The organism is Microbacterium sp. G2-16M (genome assembly GCF_055809115.1).
In genome coordinates this window covers 1814782-1830302 of the sequence record NZ_CM147897.1, presented here as the reverse complement: position 1 = coordinate 1830302, position 15521 = coordinate 1814782, and the positions used below count along the sequence as shown (strand labels likewise).

15 protein-coding genes are annotated in these 15521 nt (G+C 72.0%); 8 read left to right on the top strand and 7 right to left on the bottom strand.

Translation table 11 applies throughout. The features are described from left to right. Positions 1–27: 27 nt before the first annotated feature. Together AC0L6F_RS08650 and AC0L6F_RS08645 are read right to left on the bottom strand one after the other, a co-directional pair. Positions 28–912, bottom strand: a complete 885-nt coding sequence (locus tag AC0L6F_RS08650) for an amidohydrolase family protein (protein WP_473537541.1) — start codon at positions 910–912, stop codon at positions 28–30. Positions 913–935: 23 nt separating this feature from the next. After that, positions 936–1847 (bottom strand): SDR family NAD(P)-dependent oxidoreductase, encoded by a 912-nt coding sequence (locus tag AC0L6F_RS08645; protein ID WP_473537540.1) that lies wholly within the window; start codon positions 1845–1847, stop codon positions 936–938. 113 nt (positions 1848–1960) lie between these two features. On the opposite strand from AC0L6F_RS08645, the gene AC0L6F_RS08640 reads away from it, so the two are divergent. Continuing rightward, on the top strand, positions 1961–2434 hold the full coding sequence (locus AC0L6F_RS08640; protein WP_473537539.1) for a MarR family winged helix-turn-helix transcriptional regulator: 474 nt from the start codon (positions 1961–1963) through the stop codon (positions 2432–2434). A 16-nt stretch (positions 2435–2450) separates the two neighbouring features. Here the strand turns inward: AC0L6F_RS08640 and AC0L6F_RS08635 are convergent, their stop codons facing one another. From AC0L6F_RS08635 to AC0L6F_RS08625, 3 genes are all read right to left on the bottom strand, one after another. Further along, positions 2451–3731, bottom strand: a complete 1281-nt coding sequence (locus AC0L6F_RS08635; RefSeq protein ID WP_473537538.1) for an MFS transporter — start codon at positions 3729–3731, stop codon at positions 2451–2453. A gap of 255 nt (positions 3732–3986) precedes the next feature. After that, complete coding sequence (locus AC0L6F_RS08630; protein WP_473537537.1) at positions 3987–5171, bottom strand: 4-hydroxybenzoate 3-monooxygenase; 1185 nt, start codon at positions 5169–5171, stop codon at positions 3987–3989. A 690-nt stretch (positions 5172–5861) separates the two neighbouring features. Next, complete coding sequence (locus AC0L6F_RS08625) at positions 5862–6608, bottom strand: IclR family transcriptional regulator (protein WP_473537535.1); 747 nt, start codon at positions 6606–6608, stop codon at positions 5862–5864. 92 nt (positions 6609–6700) lie between these two features. Between AC0L6F_RS08625 and AC0L6F_RS08620 the strand changes: the two genes are divergently transcribed. The 6 genes from AC0L6F_RS08620 (at position 6701) to pcaC (ending at position 11707) form a co-directional block, all read left to right on the top strand. Further along, positions 6701–7459: an IclR family transcriptional regulator gene (locus tag AC0L6F_RS08620; protein WP_274636149.1), complete on the top strand. Its 759-nt coding sequence runs from the start codon at positions 6701–6703 to the stop codon at positions 7457–7459. A gap of 89 nt (positions 7460–7548) precedes the next feature. Further along, entirely contained in the window at positions 7549–8418 is an 870-nt protein-coding gene (pcaH, locus tag AC0L6F_RS08615) for a protocatechuate 3,4-dioxygenase subunit beta (RefSeq protein WP_473537534.1), read from the top strand. Beyond that, positions 8418–8972: a protocatechuate 3,4-dioxygenase subunit alpha gene (pcaG, locus tag AC0L6F_RS08610; RefSeq protein ID WP_473537533.1), complete on the top strand. Its 555-nt coding sequence runs from the start codon at positions 8418–8420 to the stop codon at positions 8970–8972. The genes pcaH and pcaG overlap by 1 nt, the downstream gene beginning before the upstream one ends. 73 nt (positions 8973–9045) lie before the next feature. Beyond that, on the top strand, positions 9046–10473 hold the full coding sequence (locus tag AC0L6F_RS08605) for a lyase family protein (RefSeq protein WP_473537532.1): 1428 nt from the start codon (positions 9046–9048) through the stop codon (positions 10471–10473). Next, the gene (locus AC0L6F_RS08600; protein ID WP_473537530.1) at positions 10470–11246 is read left to right on the top strand and encodes an alpha/beta fold hydrolase; all 777 of its coding nucleotides are present in this window, start codon (positions 10470–10472) and stop codon (positions 11244–11246) included. The genes AC0L6F_RS08605 and AC0L6F_RS08600 overlap by 4 nt, the downstream gene beginning before the upstream one ends. Positions 11247–11317: 71 nt before the next feature. Next, positions 11318–11707, top strand: a complete 390-nt coding sequence (pcaC, locus tag AC0L6F_RS08595) for a 4-carboxymuconolactone decarboxylase (protein ID WP_473537528.1) — start codon at positions 11318–11320, stop codon at positions 11705–11707. Between the two features lie 24 nt (positions 11708–11731). On the opposite strand, the gene AC0L6F_RS08590 is transcribed toward pcaC, so the two are convergent. Together AC0L6F_RS08590 and AC0L6F_RS08585 are read right to left on the bottom strand one after the other, a co-directional pair. Then, the gene (locus tag AC0L6F_RS08590; RefSeq protein WP_274636144.1) at positions 11732–12952 is read right to left on the bottom strand and encodes a cobalamin-independent methionine synthase II family protein; all 1221 of its coding nucleotides are present in this window, start codon (positions 12950–12952) and stop codon (positions 11732–11734) included. A gap of 91 nt (positions 12953–13043) precedes the next feature. Then, positions 13044–13787 carry a hypothetical protein gene (locus tag AC0L6F_RS08585; RefSeq protein WP_473537527.1) on the bottom strand — a complete coding sequence of 248 codons (744 nt, stop codon included), beginning with the start codon at positions 13785–13787 and terminating at the stop codon, positions 13044–13046. 103 nt (positions 13788–13890) lie between these two features. Between AC0L6F_RS08585 and AC0L6F_RS08580 the strand changes: the two genes are divergently transcribed. Then, the gene (locus AC0L6F_RS08580; RefSeq protein ID WP_473537526.1) at positions 13891–15465 is read left to right on the top strand and encodes a bifunctional shikimate kinase/3-dehydroquinate synthase; all 1575 of its coding nucleotides are present in this window, start codon (positions 13891–13893) and stop codon (positions 15463–15465) included. The last annotated feature ends 56 nt before the right edge of the window (positions 15466–15521 follow it).

The window sequence follows — 15521 nt, the reverse complement described above, 5'->3', positions numbered from 1 at the left end:
GCGGTCGGATGGATGCGGACGAGCCGGTCAGGCGCCCAGGCCGAGCAGTCGCACGGCATTGTCCTTCATGATGCCGGGCAGCACTTCGGGCTTGAACGCCGCCTGCTCGGCGTCCCGCCGCCAGCGGTCCGGGGTGATCAGCGGGAAGTCCGAGCCGAACAGCACCCGGTCCTTGATGAGCGAGTTGGCGTACCGCACCAGCTCGGCGGGGAAGTACTTCGGGCTCCACCCGGACAGATCGATCCACGTGTTGTGCTTGTGCGTGGCCACCGACAGCGCCTCGTCCTGCCACGGCACCGAAGGGTGGGCCATGATGATCTGCAGTCGCGGGAACGCCGCGGCCACGGCATCCAGCAGCATCGGGTTCGAGTAGCCGAGCCGAAACCCGTAGCCGCCCGGCAGGCCTGCGCCGATCCCGGTCTGCCCGGTGTGGAACAGGGCGGGGACGCCGGCATCCTGGATCGCGTCGTACAGCGGGAACCACCGGTCGTCGCTCGGGTCGAAGCCCTGCACGGTCGGGTGGAACTTGAAGCCGCGCACCCCGCTCTCGTCGACGAGCCGGCGGATGCGGTCCCGCGCGTCGTCCCGGTGCGGGTCGACCGAGCCGAACGGGATGAGGATGTCGCTGTGGCGCGCGGCGCCCGCGGCGATGTCGGCGCTCGAGATCGGGGCGTGGTGCAGCTGCGTCTCGGCGTCGACGGTGAACACGACCGCCGCCGTCCGGCGCTCGCGATAGTACGCGGCGACCGCGTCGAGGTCGCGGGCGGGGCCGCCGGCGCTGAAGTACTTGTCGGCGGCGGCCGACAGGTCGGCGGGCAGCGAGTTGCCGCCGTGGCCGTCGTCTTCGATGTGCACGTGCACGTCGATCGCGTCGAGCGCGTCGACGTCGATCGCCGATTCGTAGCGGGTCATGGATGCCTCTTCCGGACGGGCGGTCAGCGCTGCAGCTCGTCGGGCAGCGGCGGGAACTTCTCGCCGACGTCCTGGGCCTGGTAGAGGCCGGGGAAGTCGGCCTGCAGCGCGTCGTAGCTCCAGCCGCCGTCGTGGTACGCGGTCACGACCGGCTCGGGGTGCGACCAGACCTGCAGCCGGTCGCCGCCGATGCCGATGGCCTGACCGGTGACGCCGGCGGCGGCATCCGATGCCAGGTAGGCGATGAGCCCGGCGACGTCGTCGGCGGTGCCGAACCCGAGGTCGTGCCGGAAGAACGGCGGCATGGCCTCGCCCTGCGCGTCGGCCTCCATGGCGGCGGCGAAGTAGGGGACGGTCGCAGTCATCGCGGTGGCGGCCACCGGGATCACGGCGTTCGCGGTGATCCCGGCCTTGCGCAGCTCGAGCGCCCAGGTGCGCACCATGCCGACGATGCCGGCCTTGGCGGCCGCGTAGTTTGTCTGGCCGAAGTTGCCGCGCTGGCCGGTCGGCGAGCCGATGCAGATGATCCGGCCGGCGATCTCGTTCGCGCGCATGTAGGTGGCGGCCTCGCGGACGCAGGTGAAGGTGCCGCGCAGGTGCACGCCGATCACGGTGTCGAAGTCGTCGTCGCTCATCTTCCAGAGCACCGTGTCGCGCAGCACGCCGGCATTGGTGACGAGGATGTCGAGGCGTCCGAAGGTGTCGACGGCCGTCTGCACCAGCTGCTGCGCGGTCGCGGTGGACCCGACCGGCGCGACCACGCTGACGGCCTTGCCGCCGTCGGCCTCGATCGAGGCGACCGCGTCGGCGGCGGTCTGCGCGTCGACGTCGTTGATCACGACGGATGCTCCCTGCCGGGCCAGCTCCTGGGCATATGCGAGTCCGAGCCCCCGGCCCGAACCGGTGACGATGGCGACTTTGCCTTCCAGCGACATGCGTGCTCCTTTGCCTGTTGACTTCGATGCAAACCCAAATCATTGTAAATGTCAATAGTTGTGGTTGTTAAGGTGCAGAATGGGAACCGCACGAGCGGATCGAGGAGGATCGGATGAGTCGGACGACCACCCAGGAGCACGTCGGCGCTGATCGGCTCTGGGGCACCACGGTGGGTGGCGACGTCGCCTTCCTGCTGGCCCGGGCCAATGCGCTGTCGCTGTCGCGCACGAGCGAGGCGCTCTCGGCGCACGCGCTCAAAGTCCGCTCGTACTCGGTGCTCGGGGTGGTCGTCTCCGACGCCCGCCCCACCCAGCGCGAGCTCTCGGACTTCCTCGAGCTCGACCCCAGCCAGATCGTCGCGCTCGTGGACGGCCTGGAGCGGCAGGGCTTCGTGCGGCGCGAATCCGATCCGGGCGATCGGCGTGCCAACGTCGTCGTCGCCACCCCCGAGGGGCGCGCGGCGTTCATCGCGGCGCGGGCGTCGGCGCAGGCGGCCGAGGAGCGCACTCTCGGCTCGCTCAGCGCGAGCGAGCGCGCGCAGCTGGGCGACCTCATCCGCCGGCTCGCGGTCGACGACGAGGACTGATCCTGGCTGCGCGCCGTCAGCGCGGATCGAGCACGAATCGGTCGCGCCCGGCGAACAGCCCGGTGACCACCTGCGCGACCATCGCCGCCAGCAGCAGGGCCAGGGGGACGGTCCATCCGTCCGTGGAGGCGTGCAGCCAGCCGAACAGCACCGGCCCGCACGCGGCCATGAAATAGCCGACCGACTGCGCCATGCCCGACAGGGCGGCCGACGTGTCGTGGTCGCGCGCCCGCTGGGCGAGCAGCGTCAGCGACATGGCCAGCGACGAGCCGGAGAACAGGCCGATCACCGCGGCCCACAGGTCGATGACTCCCGGTGCGACCATGAGCCCGACGACGCCGGCGACCCCGAGCACGGGGATCAGCGCCGGGACCAGCCGTTCGCTGCGGCCGCGCAGGACCAGCGGCAGCAGGATCGAGCCGACCAGCGAGAACAGCTGGAACAGCATCACGTCGATGCCGGCCAGCACCTCGCTGCGCCCGGTCGAGGTCGAGATCGTCGCGAGCCAGGTCACGAGCATGTAGAACGATGCCGACTGCAGGCCCATGTAGACCGCGACCTGCCAGGCCAGGCCGTCGCGCCACATCGCCGCGCGTCGCGGGCGTGCGGCGGTCACCGAGGGCGCGGATGCCGGGGGCGCTGACGTCAGGGGCGGAGCGGATGCCGCGGGTCGGGCGTTCAGCCCCGGCATCCGCGGTCCCCGGATGCTGCCGGGCACCGCCCATCCCCAGGCGAGGATCGCGAACGGCAGCAGGGCGCAGCCGATGAGGGCGAGCGAGGTGCGCCAGCCGGCGGGGGAGTCGGGGCCGCCGATCAGCGAGATCGGCACGGCGACACCGGAGGCGACCGCGCCGAATCCGGCCAGCAGCGCGGTGTACAGCGCCATCACGAGCGGAACCCGGCGGAAGTCGCGTTTGATCACCGCCGGCAGCAGCACATTCGCGACCGCCAGGGCGGCCCCGATCAGCACGGTTCCCAGCCACAGGCTCACGGTCGGACCGGGCAGGGAGCGCACGAGCGTGCCCACGACCAGCAGCACCAGCGACCAGAGCACGACCCGCGACATCCCGAATCGCCGGCTGAGCACGTGGGCGAACGGCGAGATGGCACCCCAGGCCAGCAGCGGCACCGCGGCGAGCAGGCCGAGGCCCCCGGGGCTCATGCCGGTGTCGTCGCCGATCTGGCCGAGCACCGGTCCGACCGAGGTGATCGTCGGCCGCATGTTGGCGGCCACCAGCAGCACCGCGGCCGTCAGTGCGGCGACGGACGTCCGCCTGGTCATCGCGCCGGTGCTCATCGCTGGGACTCTATCCCAGTGCTGGGGCGCCCCCGCACCGCGGGCACGGTGCCGACACGGTCCCGGGCGCCGAGGCATGTTCAGAAACGGTGCTGAACCTCCGGTTCGCACACGCGCGTCCCCGGGGATCGGCTGAAGGGCGTCCCAGGGATCGGCCGATGGACGTCCCTGGGGATCGGCCGATGGGCGTCCCAGGGATCGGCCCGCGGGGTTCCTGGAATCGGCCGACCGGATTCCGCCGCCCCCGGCTCGGGCTCAGCGCGGCAGTTCGACCGGCCAGCCGGTGTAGGCCTCGGCCAGGTAGGTCCGCCCGGCGCGCGAGTCGGTCACCGAGCGGAGCTCGCCGAGCTGCCGCATCCGGTCGAAGTCCGAGGCATCCGGCGTCTGATGCAGCATGCTCGTCATCCACCAGGAGAAGTTCTGCGCCTTCCAGATCCGGTGCAGCGCCGCCTCCTCATACCCGTCGAGCAGCCGGGCGTCGTCCTCGAGCAGGAACGCGCGCAGCGCACCCTCGAGCAGCAGCACGTCGGCGATGGCCAGGTTCATGCCCTTCGCGCCGGTCGGCGGCACCGTGTGCGCGGCATCCCCCACCAGCACCGCGCGACCCCGCCGCAGCTCGCGGGCGACGAAGCTGCGGAACTGCAGCACGTCGCGCTGGAAGATCGGTCCCTCGTGCAGCGTCGTGCCCGGCACCCGCGACTGCAGGATCTCCCACAGCTGCTCCTGCGAGTACGCCTCGGGGTCGACGTCCGGTTCGCACTGGAAGTACATCCGCTGCACCGAGTCGGAGCGCTGGCTGATCAGGGCGAACCCGTTCGGCGAGTTGCTGTAGATGAGCTCGGGCGCGCTCGGCGGCGCCTCGCAGAGGATGCCGAACCAGGCGAACGGGTACTCCCGGTACATCCCGGAACGGGGTCCCGACATCGCCTTGCGCACGATCGAGTGCGAGCCGTCCGCGCCCACGACGATCTCGGCGACGATCTGGGTCTCGGCCCCGTCGGCGTCGGTCGCGATCACCCGTGGGCGCTCGCCGTCGACCTCTTCCACGCGCTGCGCGGTCAGACCGAAGCGGATGTCCTGCCCCGCCGGCACGAGCGTGGCCAGCAGGTCCTGCAGCACCAGATGCTGCGGATACAGCCACACTCCCCGGCCGACCAGCTCGGCGAAGTCGATTCGGTGACCGGCGCCGTCGAAGCGCAGTTCGATGCCGTCGTGGCGCATGCCCGTCTGGTGCGCGTGCGTGTCGACGCCGGCCGCGACGAGCGCCTCGACCGTTCCCTCTTCGAGGATGCCGGCGCGGATCGTCTGCTCGATGTCCTCGCGCGAGCGGCTGTCGATCACGATCGACTCGATGCCGGCTCGGCGCAGCAGCTGCGCGAGCAGCAGACCGGCGGGCCCGGCGCCGACGATGGCGACCCGGGTGCGGACGGTGGTGGTCATGTGTCCCCCTTGACGTGACGCCGGCGGTGTGGCGGTGCCTCGATTCTGGTCGATCCCCGTGCGCCATGGCCAAGGACGCCCGATGAATGGGATTCGGACGTTCACTCCTCGGCCGGGCCGAGGAGAAATGCCGAGGAGAGGGCGAGTTCGGAGGAATCGGCCCTCGCCTTGGCACATCCCCTCGGCCGGGGGCCGGGGCCGGGGCCGGGTGCCGGGGGCCGGGTGCGGGTGGTTCGCGCCTCGAGGGTGGGATGCCTCGCCCGGCCGAGGCTGTCGTGTTCACTCCTCGGCCGGGCCGAGGAGAAATGCCGAGGAGAAATGCCGAGGAGAGGGCGAGTTCGGGGGAATCGGCCCTCGCTTCGGCACATCCCCTCGGCCGGGGGCCCGGGGCCGCGGCCGGGTGCCGGGGGCCGGGTGGTTCACGTCGCGGGCGTGGGATGCCTCGCCGGGGGCCGGGTGTGGGTGGTTCGCGTCACGAGGGCGGGATGCCTCGGCCCGGCCGAGGCCGGGCGTTCACTCCTCGGCCGGGCCGAGGAGAAATGCCGAGGAGAGGGCGAGTTCGGGGGAATCGGCCCTCGCTTCGGCACATCCCCTCGCCCGGCCGAGGGCCGGGGGCCGGGGGCCGGGGGCCGGGGCGGGTGGTTCGCGCCGCGAGGGTGGGATGCCTCGGCCCGGCCGAGGCTGTCGTGTTCAGCCCTCGAGGGCTGAGCGGATGTCGCGGGCCGCGCGATGCAGGGTGGACAGCGGCGCCTCCACCGGCGCCTCGCGCGCGATGATCACCGACAGCGCGGCCACCACTTGGCCGGCACGGTCGCGCACCGGCACGGCCAGGCCGGTCGCGACATCCTCGATCGATCCCGGTGCCACCGCATGCCCGAGCCGGCGCACCTCGGCGAGCTTGCGCCGGAGGGTCGGCGCGTCCGTGATCGTGGCCGCGGCCATCCGCGCCAGCGGGGCAGCCAGCACCCGCTCCTGCAGGCCCGGATCGGCGTAGGCCAGCAGCACGAGCCCGGACGAGGAGGCATGCAGCGGGAGGCGCCCGGCGATCCGGGTGACGTTGGAGGTGGCATCCGGATTCGACAGCCGCTCCAGGAAAAGGGCCTCATCCTGCTCGAGGATTGCCAGCTGCGTGTGCTCGCGCACCGCGGCCTGCACCCGCTCCATGGCCGGCATCGCCGCCTCGCGCAGCCGCAGGGCCGCGGACGAACGTGTCGCCAGCTCCCACAGCCGCATGCCGACGCGGATGCGGCGATCCTCGTCGCGCTCGAGCAGGCCCGCCTCGACCAACTCGCCGACCAGCCGGTGCGCGGTCGAGGAGGGAAGACCCGCGCGACGCCCGATCTCGGCCGAGGTCTGCATCGTGCGGGTCGGGGTGAACGTCTCGAGCACCCGCAGCAGCCGATCGATGACCGCGTCGCCGGAGGGGGAGTTCGCCATGCGCCCACCTTCTCACGGGGCATCGGGCTCATGGCAGGTCAAGAACAGGCCCCGTCGAGAACGGCGCGGTACCCTCGGGCGCGGGAGGCGCAATGACCGAGGACGGGATGCTGGAGCGCATCATGCGCCTGCTGGCCTGCCTGTCCGCCGACGAGCCGGCCGCGACCGCCGCCGAGTTCGTCCGGCGCACGGGACTTCCCACCTCGACCGTGCACCGGCTGCTGGCGAGCCTGGTCGCCCAGGGGCTGCTGACCCGCATCTCGGGCCACCGGTACGCGATCGGCGCACGCCTGTGGGAGCTGGGCGAGCTGTCGCCGCTGTCGCTCCGGCTGCGCGAGACGGCGCTCGCGCACATGGTGCGGCTGTACGAGGCGACCGGCGAGAACGTGCACCTGGCCGTCCTGGACGGACCCAGCCCCGCGGCATCCGACGCGCTGTTCGTCGGGCGAGTCACCGGCGCCGGGTCCATCCCGACCCTGAGCCGGATGGGCGGGCGGCAGCCGCTCCACACCACAGGCGTCGGCAAGGCGCTGCTGGCCACCCGCGACGACGCCTGGCTGGACCGCTTCTTCTCGGTGCCGCTGCAGCGCGAGACCGCGCACTCGGTGACCGACCCGGCCACGCTGCACGCCGAGCTGCGCCGGGCCCGCGCCCGGGGGTACGCGACGACCCGCGAGGAGATGACCCTCGGCAACGTGTCGGTCGCGGCGGCCCTCGCGCATGTGGACGGACTGCCGCCGATCGCCATCGGGCTGGTCGTGCACCTGGAGCGCGCCGATGTGCGCCGGCTCGCGCCGCTGGTGGTGCAGGCGGCGAAGGACCTCCGTCAGGACCTGCAAAAATCTCACTGAGTGAGAGTGGATCCGAGAGGGATGCCGCCGCCCTGTCACCCTTGAGGTGGCGCCCACTCCCGAAGGCCGGGCGCGTCGAAGGAGACACCATGACCGATGCCGATCCCACCGGCGAAGAGGCGTTCTCGTCCTCCGTCGCCCTCGAGCCCGGGGCCGCGACCGCGGCGGCGCCCGAGTCGCTGCTCGCGTCGCACGACTTCCCTCCGCAGTCGGCGATCACCCAGGAGATCCGGGACCTGCACGCCGAGTACGAGCGGCGTGAGGCGGCGGGCGAGAAGCTCCCACTCACGATGCACGACTTCCCGCCGTACCGGTCGAGCCTGCTGCGCCACCCGACGAAGAATCCGAAGCTGGTCGATCCCGAGACGATCGAGCTGTTCTCGCCGGCGTTCGGGCAGCGCGACGTGGCCGCGATCGAGTCCGACCTGACGCTGCAGCACTCCGGCGAGCCGCAGGGCGAGCGGATCACGGTGCGCGGGCGCCTGCTCGACTCGTGGGGCCGCCCGGTGCCGAACCAGCTGATCGAGATCTGGCAGGCCAATGCGGCCGGCCGGTACATCCATCAGCGCGACCAGCATCCCGCCCCCCTCGACCCGAACTTCACCGGCGCCGGCCGCTTCGTCACCAACGACGACGGCGAGTACCTGTTCACCACGATCAAGCCCGGCCCCTACCCCTGGAAGAACCACCAGAACGCGTGGCGCCCGGCGCACATCCACTTCTCGGTGTTCGGCAGCGCCTTCACGCAGCGCATCGTGACGCAGATGTACTTCCCCGGCGACCCGCTGTTCGCCCTCGACCCGATCTACAACTCGATCCGCCGGCAGCAGGACCGCGACCGCCTGATCAGCACCTACGACCACGACCTCACGGTGCCCGAGTTCTCGATGGCCTACCGCTGGGACATCGTCATCGACGGCCCCGACGCGACCTGGTCCGAGCAGGAGGATGAGCACTGATGAGCGAGAAGACCCTTCAGCCCACGGCCGGTCAGACCATCGGCCCGTTCTTCGCCTACGGCACCGTCTATCCCAAGATGCACGAGGTCGTCCACCCGCACAGCCCGGGCGCCGTCGTGCTCGGTGGGACGGTGTACGACGGCGCCGGCGCGCCGATCCCGGACTCGATGATCGAGATCTTCGGCGCCGACGCCGACGGGAGCGTCTCGCGGGCCCGCGGTGCGTTCCACCGCGACGACCACACGTTCACCGGTTTCGGCCGCTCGTTCACGACGGATGACGGGCGCTACGAGTTCTGGACGCGCAACCCCGGAGCCGCCGATGGGAAGGCCCCGTTCTACGCGGTGGTCGTGTTCGCCCGCGGCCTGCCGGACAAGCTGCACACCCGGATCTACCTGCCCGAGCACGAGGAGCTGCTGGCCGCCGACCCGCTGCTGTCCTCGCTCACCGCCTCCGAGCGCGCTACGCTCGTCGCGACGCGTCTGCCGGACGGAAGTCTGCACCACGACATCCGCCTGCAGGGCGAGAAGGAGACCGTTTTCCTTGCCTTCTGATCCGCCTGGGGGCCCCACCCAGGTCCCTGAGCGAGACGGCGCCGCACGAGACGGCGCCGACCTGCTGTCCCCCGTGACCGTCGGCCACGACGCGGCCGTCGCCGACGCGGCGGTCCTGGCCGCGCTCATCGCGGCCGAGGTTGCGCTCACCCGCGCGTGGGTGCGCGTGGGCACGGCACCGGATGCCGCGGCCGACGCCGTCTCGGCGGCCTTCGGCGCGACCGGGGCCGGCAGGCACGGCGCCGGGATCGAGATCGCCGGGGACGACGCCGGCGTTCGCGGGATCGACACCGCCGGGATCGACACCTCCGGAATCGACACCGTCGGGATCGAGATCGCCGGGATCGACACCGCTCGAATCGACACCGCCGGGATTGACATCGGCGCGCTGGTCGCGGCATCCGTCGCCGGCGGCAACCCCGTGATCCCGCTCGTCCCGCAGCTGAAGGCCCGGGTGCCGGCCGAGGTCCGAACCTGGGTGCACCGCGGGGCGACCAGCCAGGACATCCTCGACACCGCGCTGATGCTCATCGCGCGGGACGCGGTGGCCCAGATCGGCTCCGCGCTCGCCGAGGCGCAGTCCGCACTCGCCGCGCTGGCCGCCGCCGGACGGGTTCAGACCGCCGCCGCCCGCACCCTCACCCAGCACGCCGTGCCGACCACGGTCGGCCTGCGCGCGGCGACCTGGCTGCGCGGCGTGCGCCGCGCCGCGGGACGCATCGACGCGCTCGAACTGCCCGCGCAGCTGGGCGGGGCCGCCGGCACGCTCGCCGCGTTCACCGAGATCGGCGGGGCGGACGCCGCAGCCCGCCTGCCCGCGGCGTTCGCACGCGAGCTGGGACTGACCGCGCCCGAGGCTCCGTGGCACACCACCCGCTGGCCGGTGACCGAACTCGGCGACGCGCTGGTCCAGACCATCGATGCGGTCGGCGTGATCGCGGCCGACGTGGCCACCCTCAGCCGCACCGAGATCGCCGAGCTGTCCGAGTCGGCCGGCGGCGGCTCGTCGGCCATGCCGCAGAAGCAGAACCCCGCCGAGTCCGTGCTGATCCGCTCGGCCGCGCTGCGGGCGCCGCACCTGGCCGCGACGCTGCACACCGCCGCCGCGCTGGCGGTCGACGAGCGGCCCGACGGGGCGTGGCACGCCGAGTGGCCCACGCTGCGCGAGCTGCTCCGCCTCGCCCTGGGTGCCACCGCGCACGCGGCACAGCTGGTGGCCGGGCTGCAGGTCCACGGCGAGGCGGTGGCCCGCAACCTCGCCCTCACGCACGGACTGATCGTCGCCGAGCGCCTGTCGATCGTGCTCACCCCGCTGATCGGGAAGGACCGTGTGGCCGCGCTCGTGCAGGCCGCCGCCGGCGGGGGCGACCTGGCTGCCGCGGTGCGCGCGCTGCCCGAGGCATCCGGAATCGACGTCGACCGACTGCTCGACCCGTCCGCGTACACGGGCCTGGCCGCCCGCCTGGTCGAGGACGCCATCGCCCCCGAGGAGAACGCATGACCGTCCCCGTCCTCGCCGTCACCGAGCCGATCGGCCCCGCCGAGGCGCCGCTGCTGATCCTCGGCCCGTCGCTGGGCACCTCGACCATCATGTGGGAGCAGGTGGTGCCCGCACTGGCCGGGTCGCACCGCGTCGCGCTGTGGGATCTGCCCGGGCACGGCGCATCGCCGGCCACGGTCGACCCGTTCACTGTCGCCGAGCTGGCGGATGCCGTCGCCGCCCTCGCGGCCGGCTTCGGCGCGGATCGGATCGACTACGCCGGGGTGTCGCTGGGCGGAGCCGTCGGGCTCGAGCTGCTGCTGCGGCATCCGGAGCTGGTGTCCCAGGCGGCGATCCTGTGCTCGGGCGCGAAGATCGCCACCGCCGACAGCTGGCACGAGCGCGCCGCCCAGGTGCGCGCGCAGAGCACCTCGTCGCTGATCATCGGGTCGGCGCAGCGGTGGTTCGCGCCCGGGTCCATCGCCCGGCATCCCGAGCTGACCGGTCGGCTGCTGCACGTGCTGCAGGAGGCCGACGACACCAGCTATGCGCTGTGCTGCGAGGCGCTGGCCGCGTTCGACGCACGCGACCGACTCGGCCGGATCGCCGCGCCGGTGCTGGCGATCTGGGGCGACCACGATCTGGTCACCCCGGAGAGCTCGGCCCGCGAGATCGCCGACGGAGTGCAGCACGGGCGTGCCGCCGGGATCGCGGATGCCTCGCACCTGTCGCCGGTGGACGACCCGCAGGCCGTGATCCGGCTGCTCACGGAATTCTTCGCCGCCGGCCGCTGAGCGGTCCCTCCCGCTCGTTGAGCGAGGGAGCGCAGCGACCCAGACGAAACGCCCCGATCGAAGGAGACACCATGACGACCGAACGCCGCACCGACCAGGAGCGCTTCGACCAGGGGATGACCGTGCGCCGCGCCGTGCTCTCGGACGAGCACGTCGACCGTGCGAACGCGAAGATCACCGCGGTGACCGAGGACTTCCAGGACTTCATCACGCGCGTGGCCTGGGGGGATGTCTGGTCCCGGCCCGGATTGGACCGGCGGTCGCGATCGGTCGCGGTGATCACCTCGCTGATCGCGCACGGTCACCACGAGGAGCTCGCCATGCACCTGCGCGCGGGCCTGCGCAACGGACTGACCGTCGACGAGATCACCGAGGTCATCCTGCAGTCGGCGATCTACTCCGGCGTCCCGGCCGCCAACACCGCGTTCCGGATCGCGCAGGAGGTCTTCGCCGAGGCGTGATCTCGCCGCGGCCGCGCGGCGGGCTCAGCCCGCGCGGCGTGCGCCCTCGCCGAGGGATTCGAGCTTGGCCCAGGCGATGTCGGGGTGCACCCGCCCGCCGAGGCCGCAGTCGGTCGAGGCGATCACCCGCTCGGGTCCCACGATCGAGGTGAAGCGGCCGATCCGCTCGGCGACCAGGTCGGGGTGCTCGACGACGTTCGTCGCGTGGCTGACCACGCCCGGCACCAGGACGAGGTCGGCCGGGACGTCGGCATCCTTCCACACCGCCCACTCGTGCTCGTGTCGCACATTGCCCGCCTCGAACGAGAGCGAGCCCACGTTCGCCTGCAGCACGACCGGCAGCAGGTGGCGCAGCTCGATGTCGGTGGTGTGCGGGCCGTGCCACGAGCCCCAGCACAGGTGCAGCCGCACCTGCTCCTTCGGCAGCCCCGCGATCGCCCGGTTCAACGCGTCGATCCGGATCTTCGTGAACGCCTGATAATCGGCGACGGACGGCTCGGGGTTGATCTGGTCCCAGTTCTCGGCCAGGGACGGATCGTCGATCTGCAGGACCAGCCCCGCGTCCACGATCGCCCGGTACTCCTCGCGCAGCGCATCCGCCCAGGCGTCGATGTGCTCCTGCTCGCTCGCGTAGTGCGAGTCGACGATGCGCGCGGCGCTGCCGGGCGAGATGGCGGTGAGGAAGCCCTGCTCGCCGGGGGCGAGCGCGGCCTTCAGATGACGGATGTCGGCGGCCACGGCATCCTGCCCGCGATAGCTGATCGGACCCGTCGTGGTCGGGAACGCGGTCGCGATGCGTCCGGACGGCACCGCCTCGGCATCGTGGTAGACGGCAGGGAACGCCCGGCGGTCGCGCCGGTCGACGAAGGACGTGAGGCGGATCCGCCCCGGCTCGGAGCGCACCGCGCGCTGCCCCGGCACCTCGCGCGCGTCCGGCGCCGAGGTGAGCGGGTCGACGTCGGTGAGGGTGAGGCCGTTCACCCGCTGGAACGAGTACGACCACCACGCGCCGTAGTCCACGGCGCTGGACATGGCCTTGCCGAACTCGCCGTCGCCGACGAGCGTGATGCCGGCCGCGCGCTGGCGGGCCACGACATCCGCCACCGCCGCGGCGACGAGCTCGTCGAACTCCGGAGAGGAGGTCAGGGTGAAGCCGTCGTCGGCGAGCACACGTGCGCGGTTCGCCTCGATGAGCGCCTGCGTGCGGGGCAGGCTGCCCGCGGTCGTGGTGGGGATCGTCGGCATCAGCTCGGCACCTTTCGTCGGGGAGACTCTACCCACCGTGCCGTGATCGCGGGCGCGGGTGACGGCGGGTGACGGCGCGTGACGGCGCGGGCTACCGACGCCGCACCGCAACCGGCTTCGGCGCCCCCTCGGTGAGGAAGGCGAGGGCACGTCTGATCAGCAGCTCGTCCCCGAGGGTGCTGCGCCCGCTCACCGATTCCACCCGGGAGGCGCCCGGGATGCGGCGGGCCAGCAGCGCTCCCGAGCCGGAGGACCCGTCATCGATGATCAGCACGGGGACCTGCAGCGACGACAGCGTCAGCCGGAGACCGGCGACCGGTGCCAGCGCGTCGATGTGCGTGTGCGTGCACAGAGCGCCGATGCTGACCTCGGCCTCCGTCATCGCGAGGGGAGTGGCATCGCCGGCCGCCAGGGCGTCGTCGTCGCCCAGCGAGATCTCGGCGGGCCGCCAGAGGACCAGTCGACGGACCCGCGCGTCGTTCAGGGCGAGGATCAGGGCGGGCTCGACGCCGGACCCCTCGGCCATCAGGTCGACCTCGTCGACGTGCAGCGCATCGATGGCGGCGGCCAGGGACTGCGCCAGCGGAAGGTCCGGATCGTGACCGAGCGCATGGGCCGAATCGATCGTCCGCAGGTAATGCTCCTCGAGCGTGGCACTGGGCCGTCCGGCGGCGTGCAGGGCTGCCCGGATGCCGTCCCAGACCAGCTCGGTCTCGATCATGAACCCCTGGTGCAGGAGAACGGGACGCGCGTGGGACCCGCTGTCGCCGATCCGGATCCGCGGGGGCCGCAGCGATGTCAGGGATGCCGACCATGGCCGGGGGGTGCCGGTCATCGCCATCGTCGTCCCCTATCATGGAGTCGGTTCTCGGGAGGCCTGGGCGCGATCCGCCCGCGGCCCCACTGACGAAGATACGCCCAATGGAAGATGCGCCTCTATGGTTGTCCTGATCGGGTTCATGGGTGCCGGCAAATCGACGGTCGGGCGCATCGTGGCCGACATGCTCGGCGTCTCGTTCGTCGACAGCGATGTGCTGATCGAACGCCGGGAGGGCCGGTCGATCCGCGAGATGTTCGACCTGCACGGGGAGCGGTATTTCCGTCAGATCGAGCGAGCGGTCGTGGCCGAACTGCTCGAGGACGCCACCTCCGTCCTCGCGCTGGGCGGTGGGGCGGCCCTGGACCCCGAGGTCCGCCGGATGCTGGCATCCCACACCGTCGTCTACCTCGATGTGCCGTACGAACAGGCGATGCAGCGCATCAACGGCGACAGCTTCCGCCCGCTGCTGCAGACCGCCGGCGTGCGCGAGATCTATGACCGCCGGCTTCCGGTGTACGAAGAGCTGGCGACGGTCCGCGTCGACACGATGGGCAAGCGGGCCGACGATGTCGCCGTCGAGATCCTCCGGTTCATGGTGCCGCCCCCGGTCCTGGCGGATGCCTCGAGTCGGCTCGTCGCCACGATCGGTGGTACGTACTTCGCCCACGCCGGCGGCGGCCTTCTCGAACGCGCGCAGGAGCTCATCCCGGCAGCCGACGCCGCCGAGAACATCGTGCTCATCACCGCCGAGCGCGACGCGCCGATCGCCGAGGCGATCGCCGGGCAGTTCGCCGGCAGGACCGTGATCCCGGTCCGCGTCGACGATCGCGAGGCGAGCAAGACGTTCGAGACGATCTCGCGGATCGCCGAGCAGATGGCCGACCACGCCATCCACCGCCACGACATCGTCGTCGGCATCGGCGGCGAGGTCGTGTGCGACGTCGCCGGACTGGTGGCCTCCCTCTTCAACCGGGGCATGCCGCTCGCGCTGATCCCCACCACGCTGGTGGCCCAGGCCGACTCGGCCATCGGCGGCAAGAACGCGATCAGCCTGCCGCAGGGGCGCAACCTCATCGGCACCATCCACCAGCCGATCGCCGTCGTGGCCGACACGAACGTCGCCGCGGGCGCGGACCAGCGCGGCTACGCCGCGGGCCTGGCCGAGATCGCCAAGCACGCCCTCCTGGACTCGGCCGCCGCCGTGGAGCGGCTGCTGTCGCTGGCACCCCGGCTGCGCGCCCGCGACCCGCTCGCCGTGTACCAGGCGGTGTGCGACAGCCAGGAGTTCAAGGCGGCGATCGTCTGCCGGGACGAGCGGGAGTCCGGTGAGCGGGCGTTCCTGAACTACGGGCACACGTTCGCGCATGCGGTCGAATGGCTGATGGAACTGGACGCCAGCGACGACGGCACCCCCGTCGCGATCGGCATGATGGCCGCTGCGCATCTCTCGCACGTGCAGGGCCGACTGACGGCGGCGGATGTCGAGACCCACCGCGCACTGCTGAACGCCCTGGGACTGCCGACCGTGGCCGACATCGATGCCGACCGGCTGCAGGAGGCGTGGAAGCGCGACAAGAAGTACGACCACGGCGTGCGGCTGATCCTCCTGGACGGCATCGGCCGACCGACACGCGGGCGCACCGCGACGCAAGAAGAGCTGACGCGGGCCCTGCAGGCGCTGGCCGGTGATTGAGTCCCGATCCGCCCCTGCAGAATTATTGGAACAACATTCCAAATTGGGATAGCCTG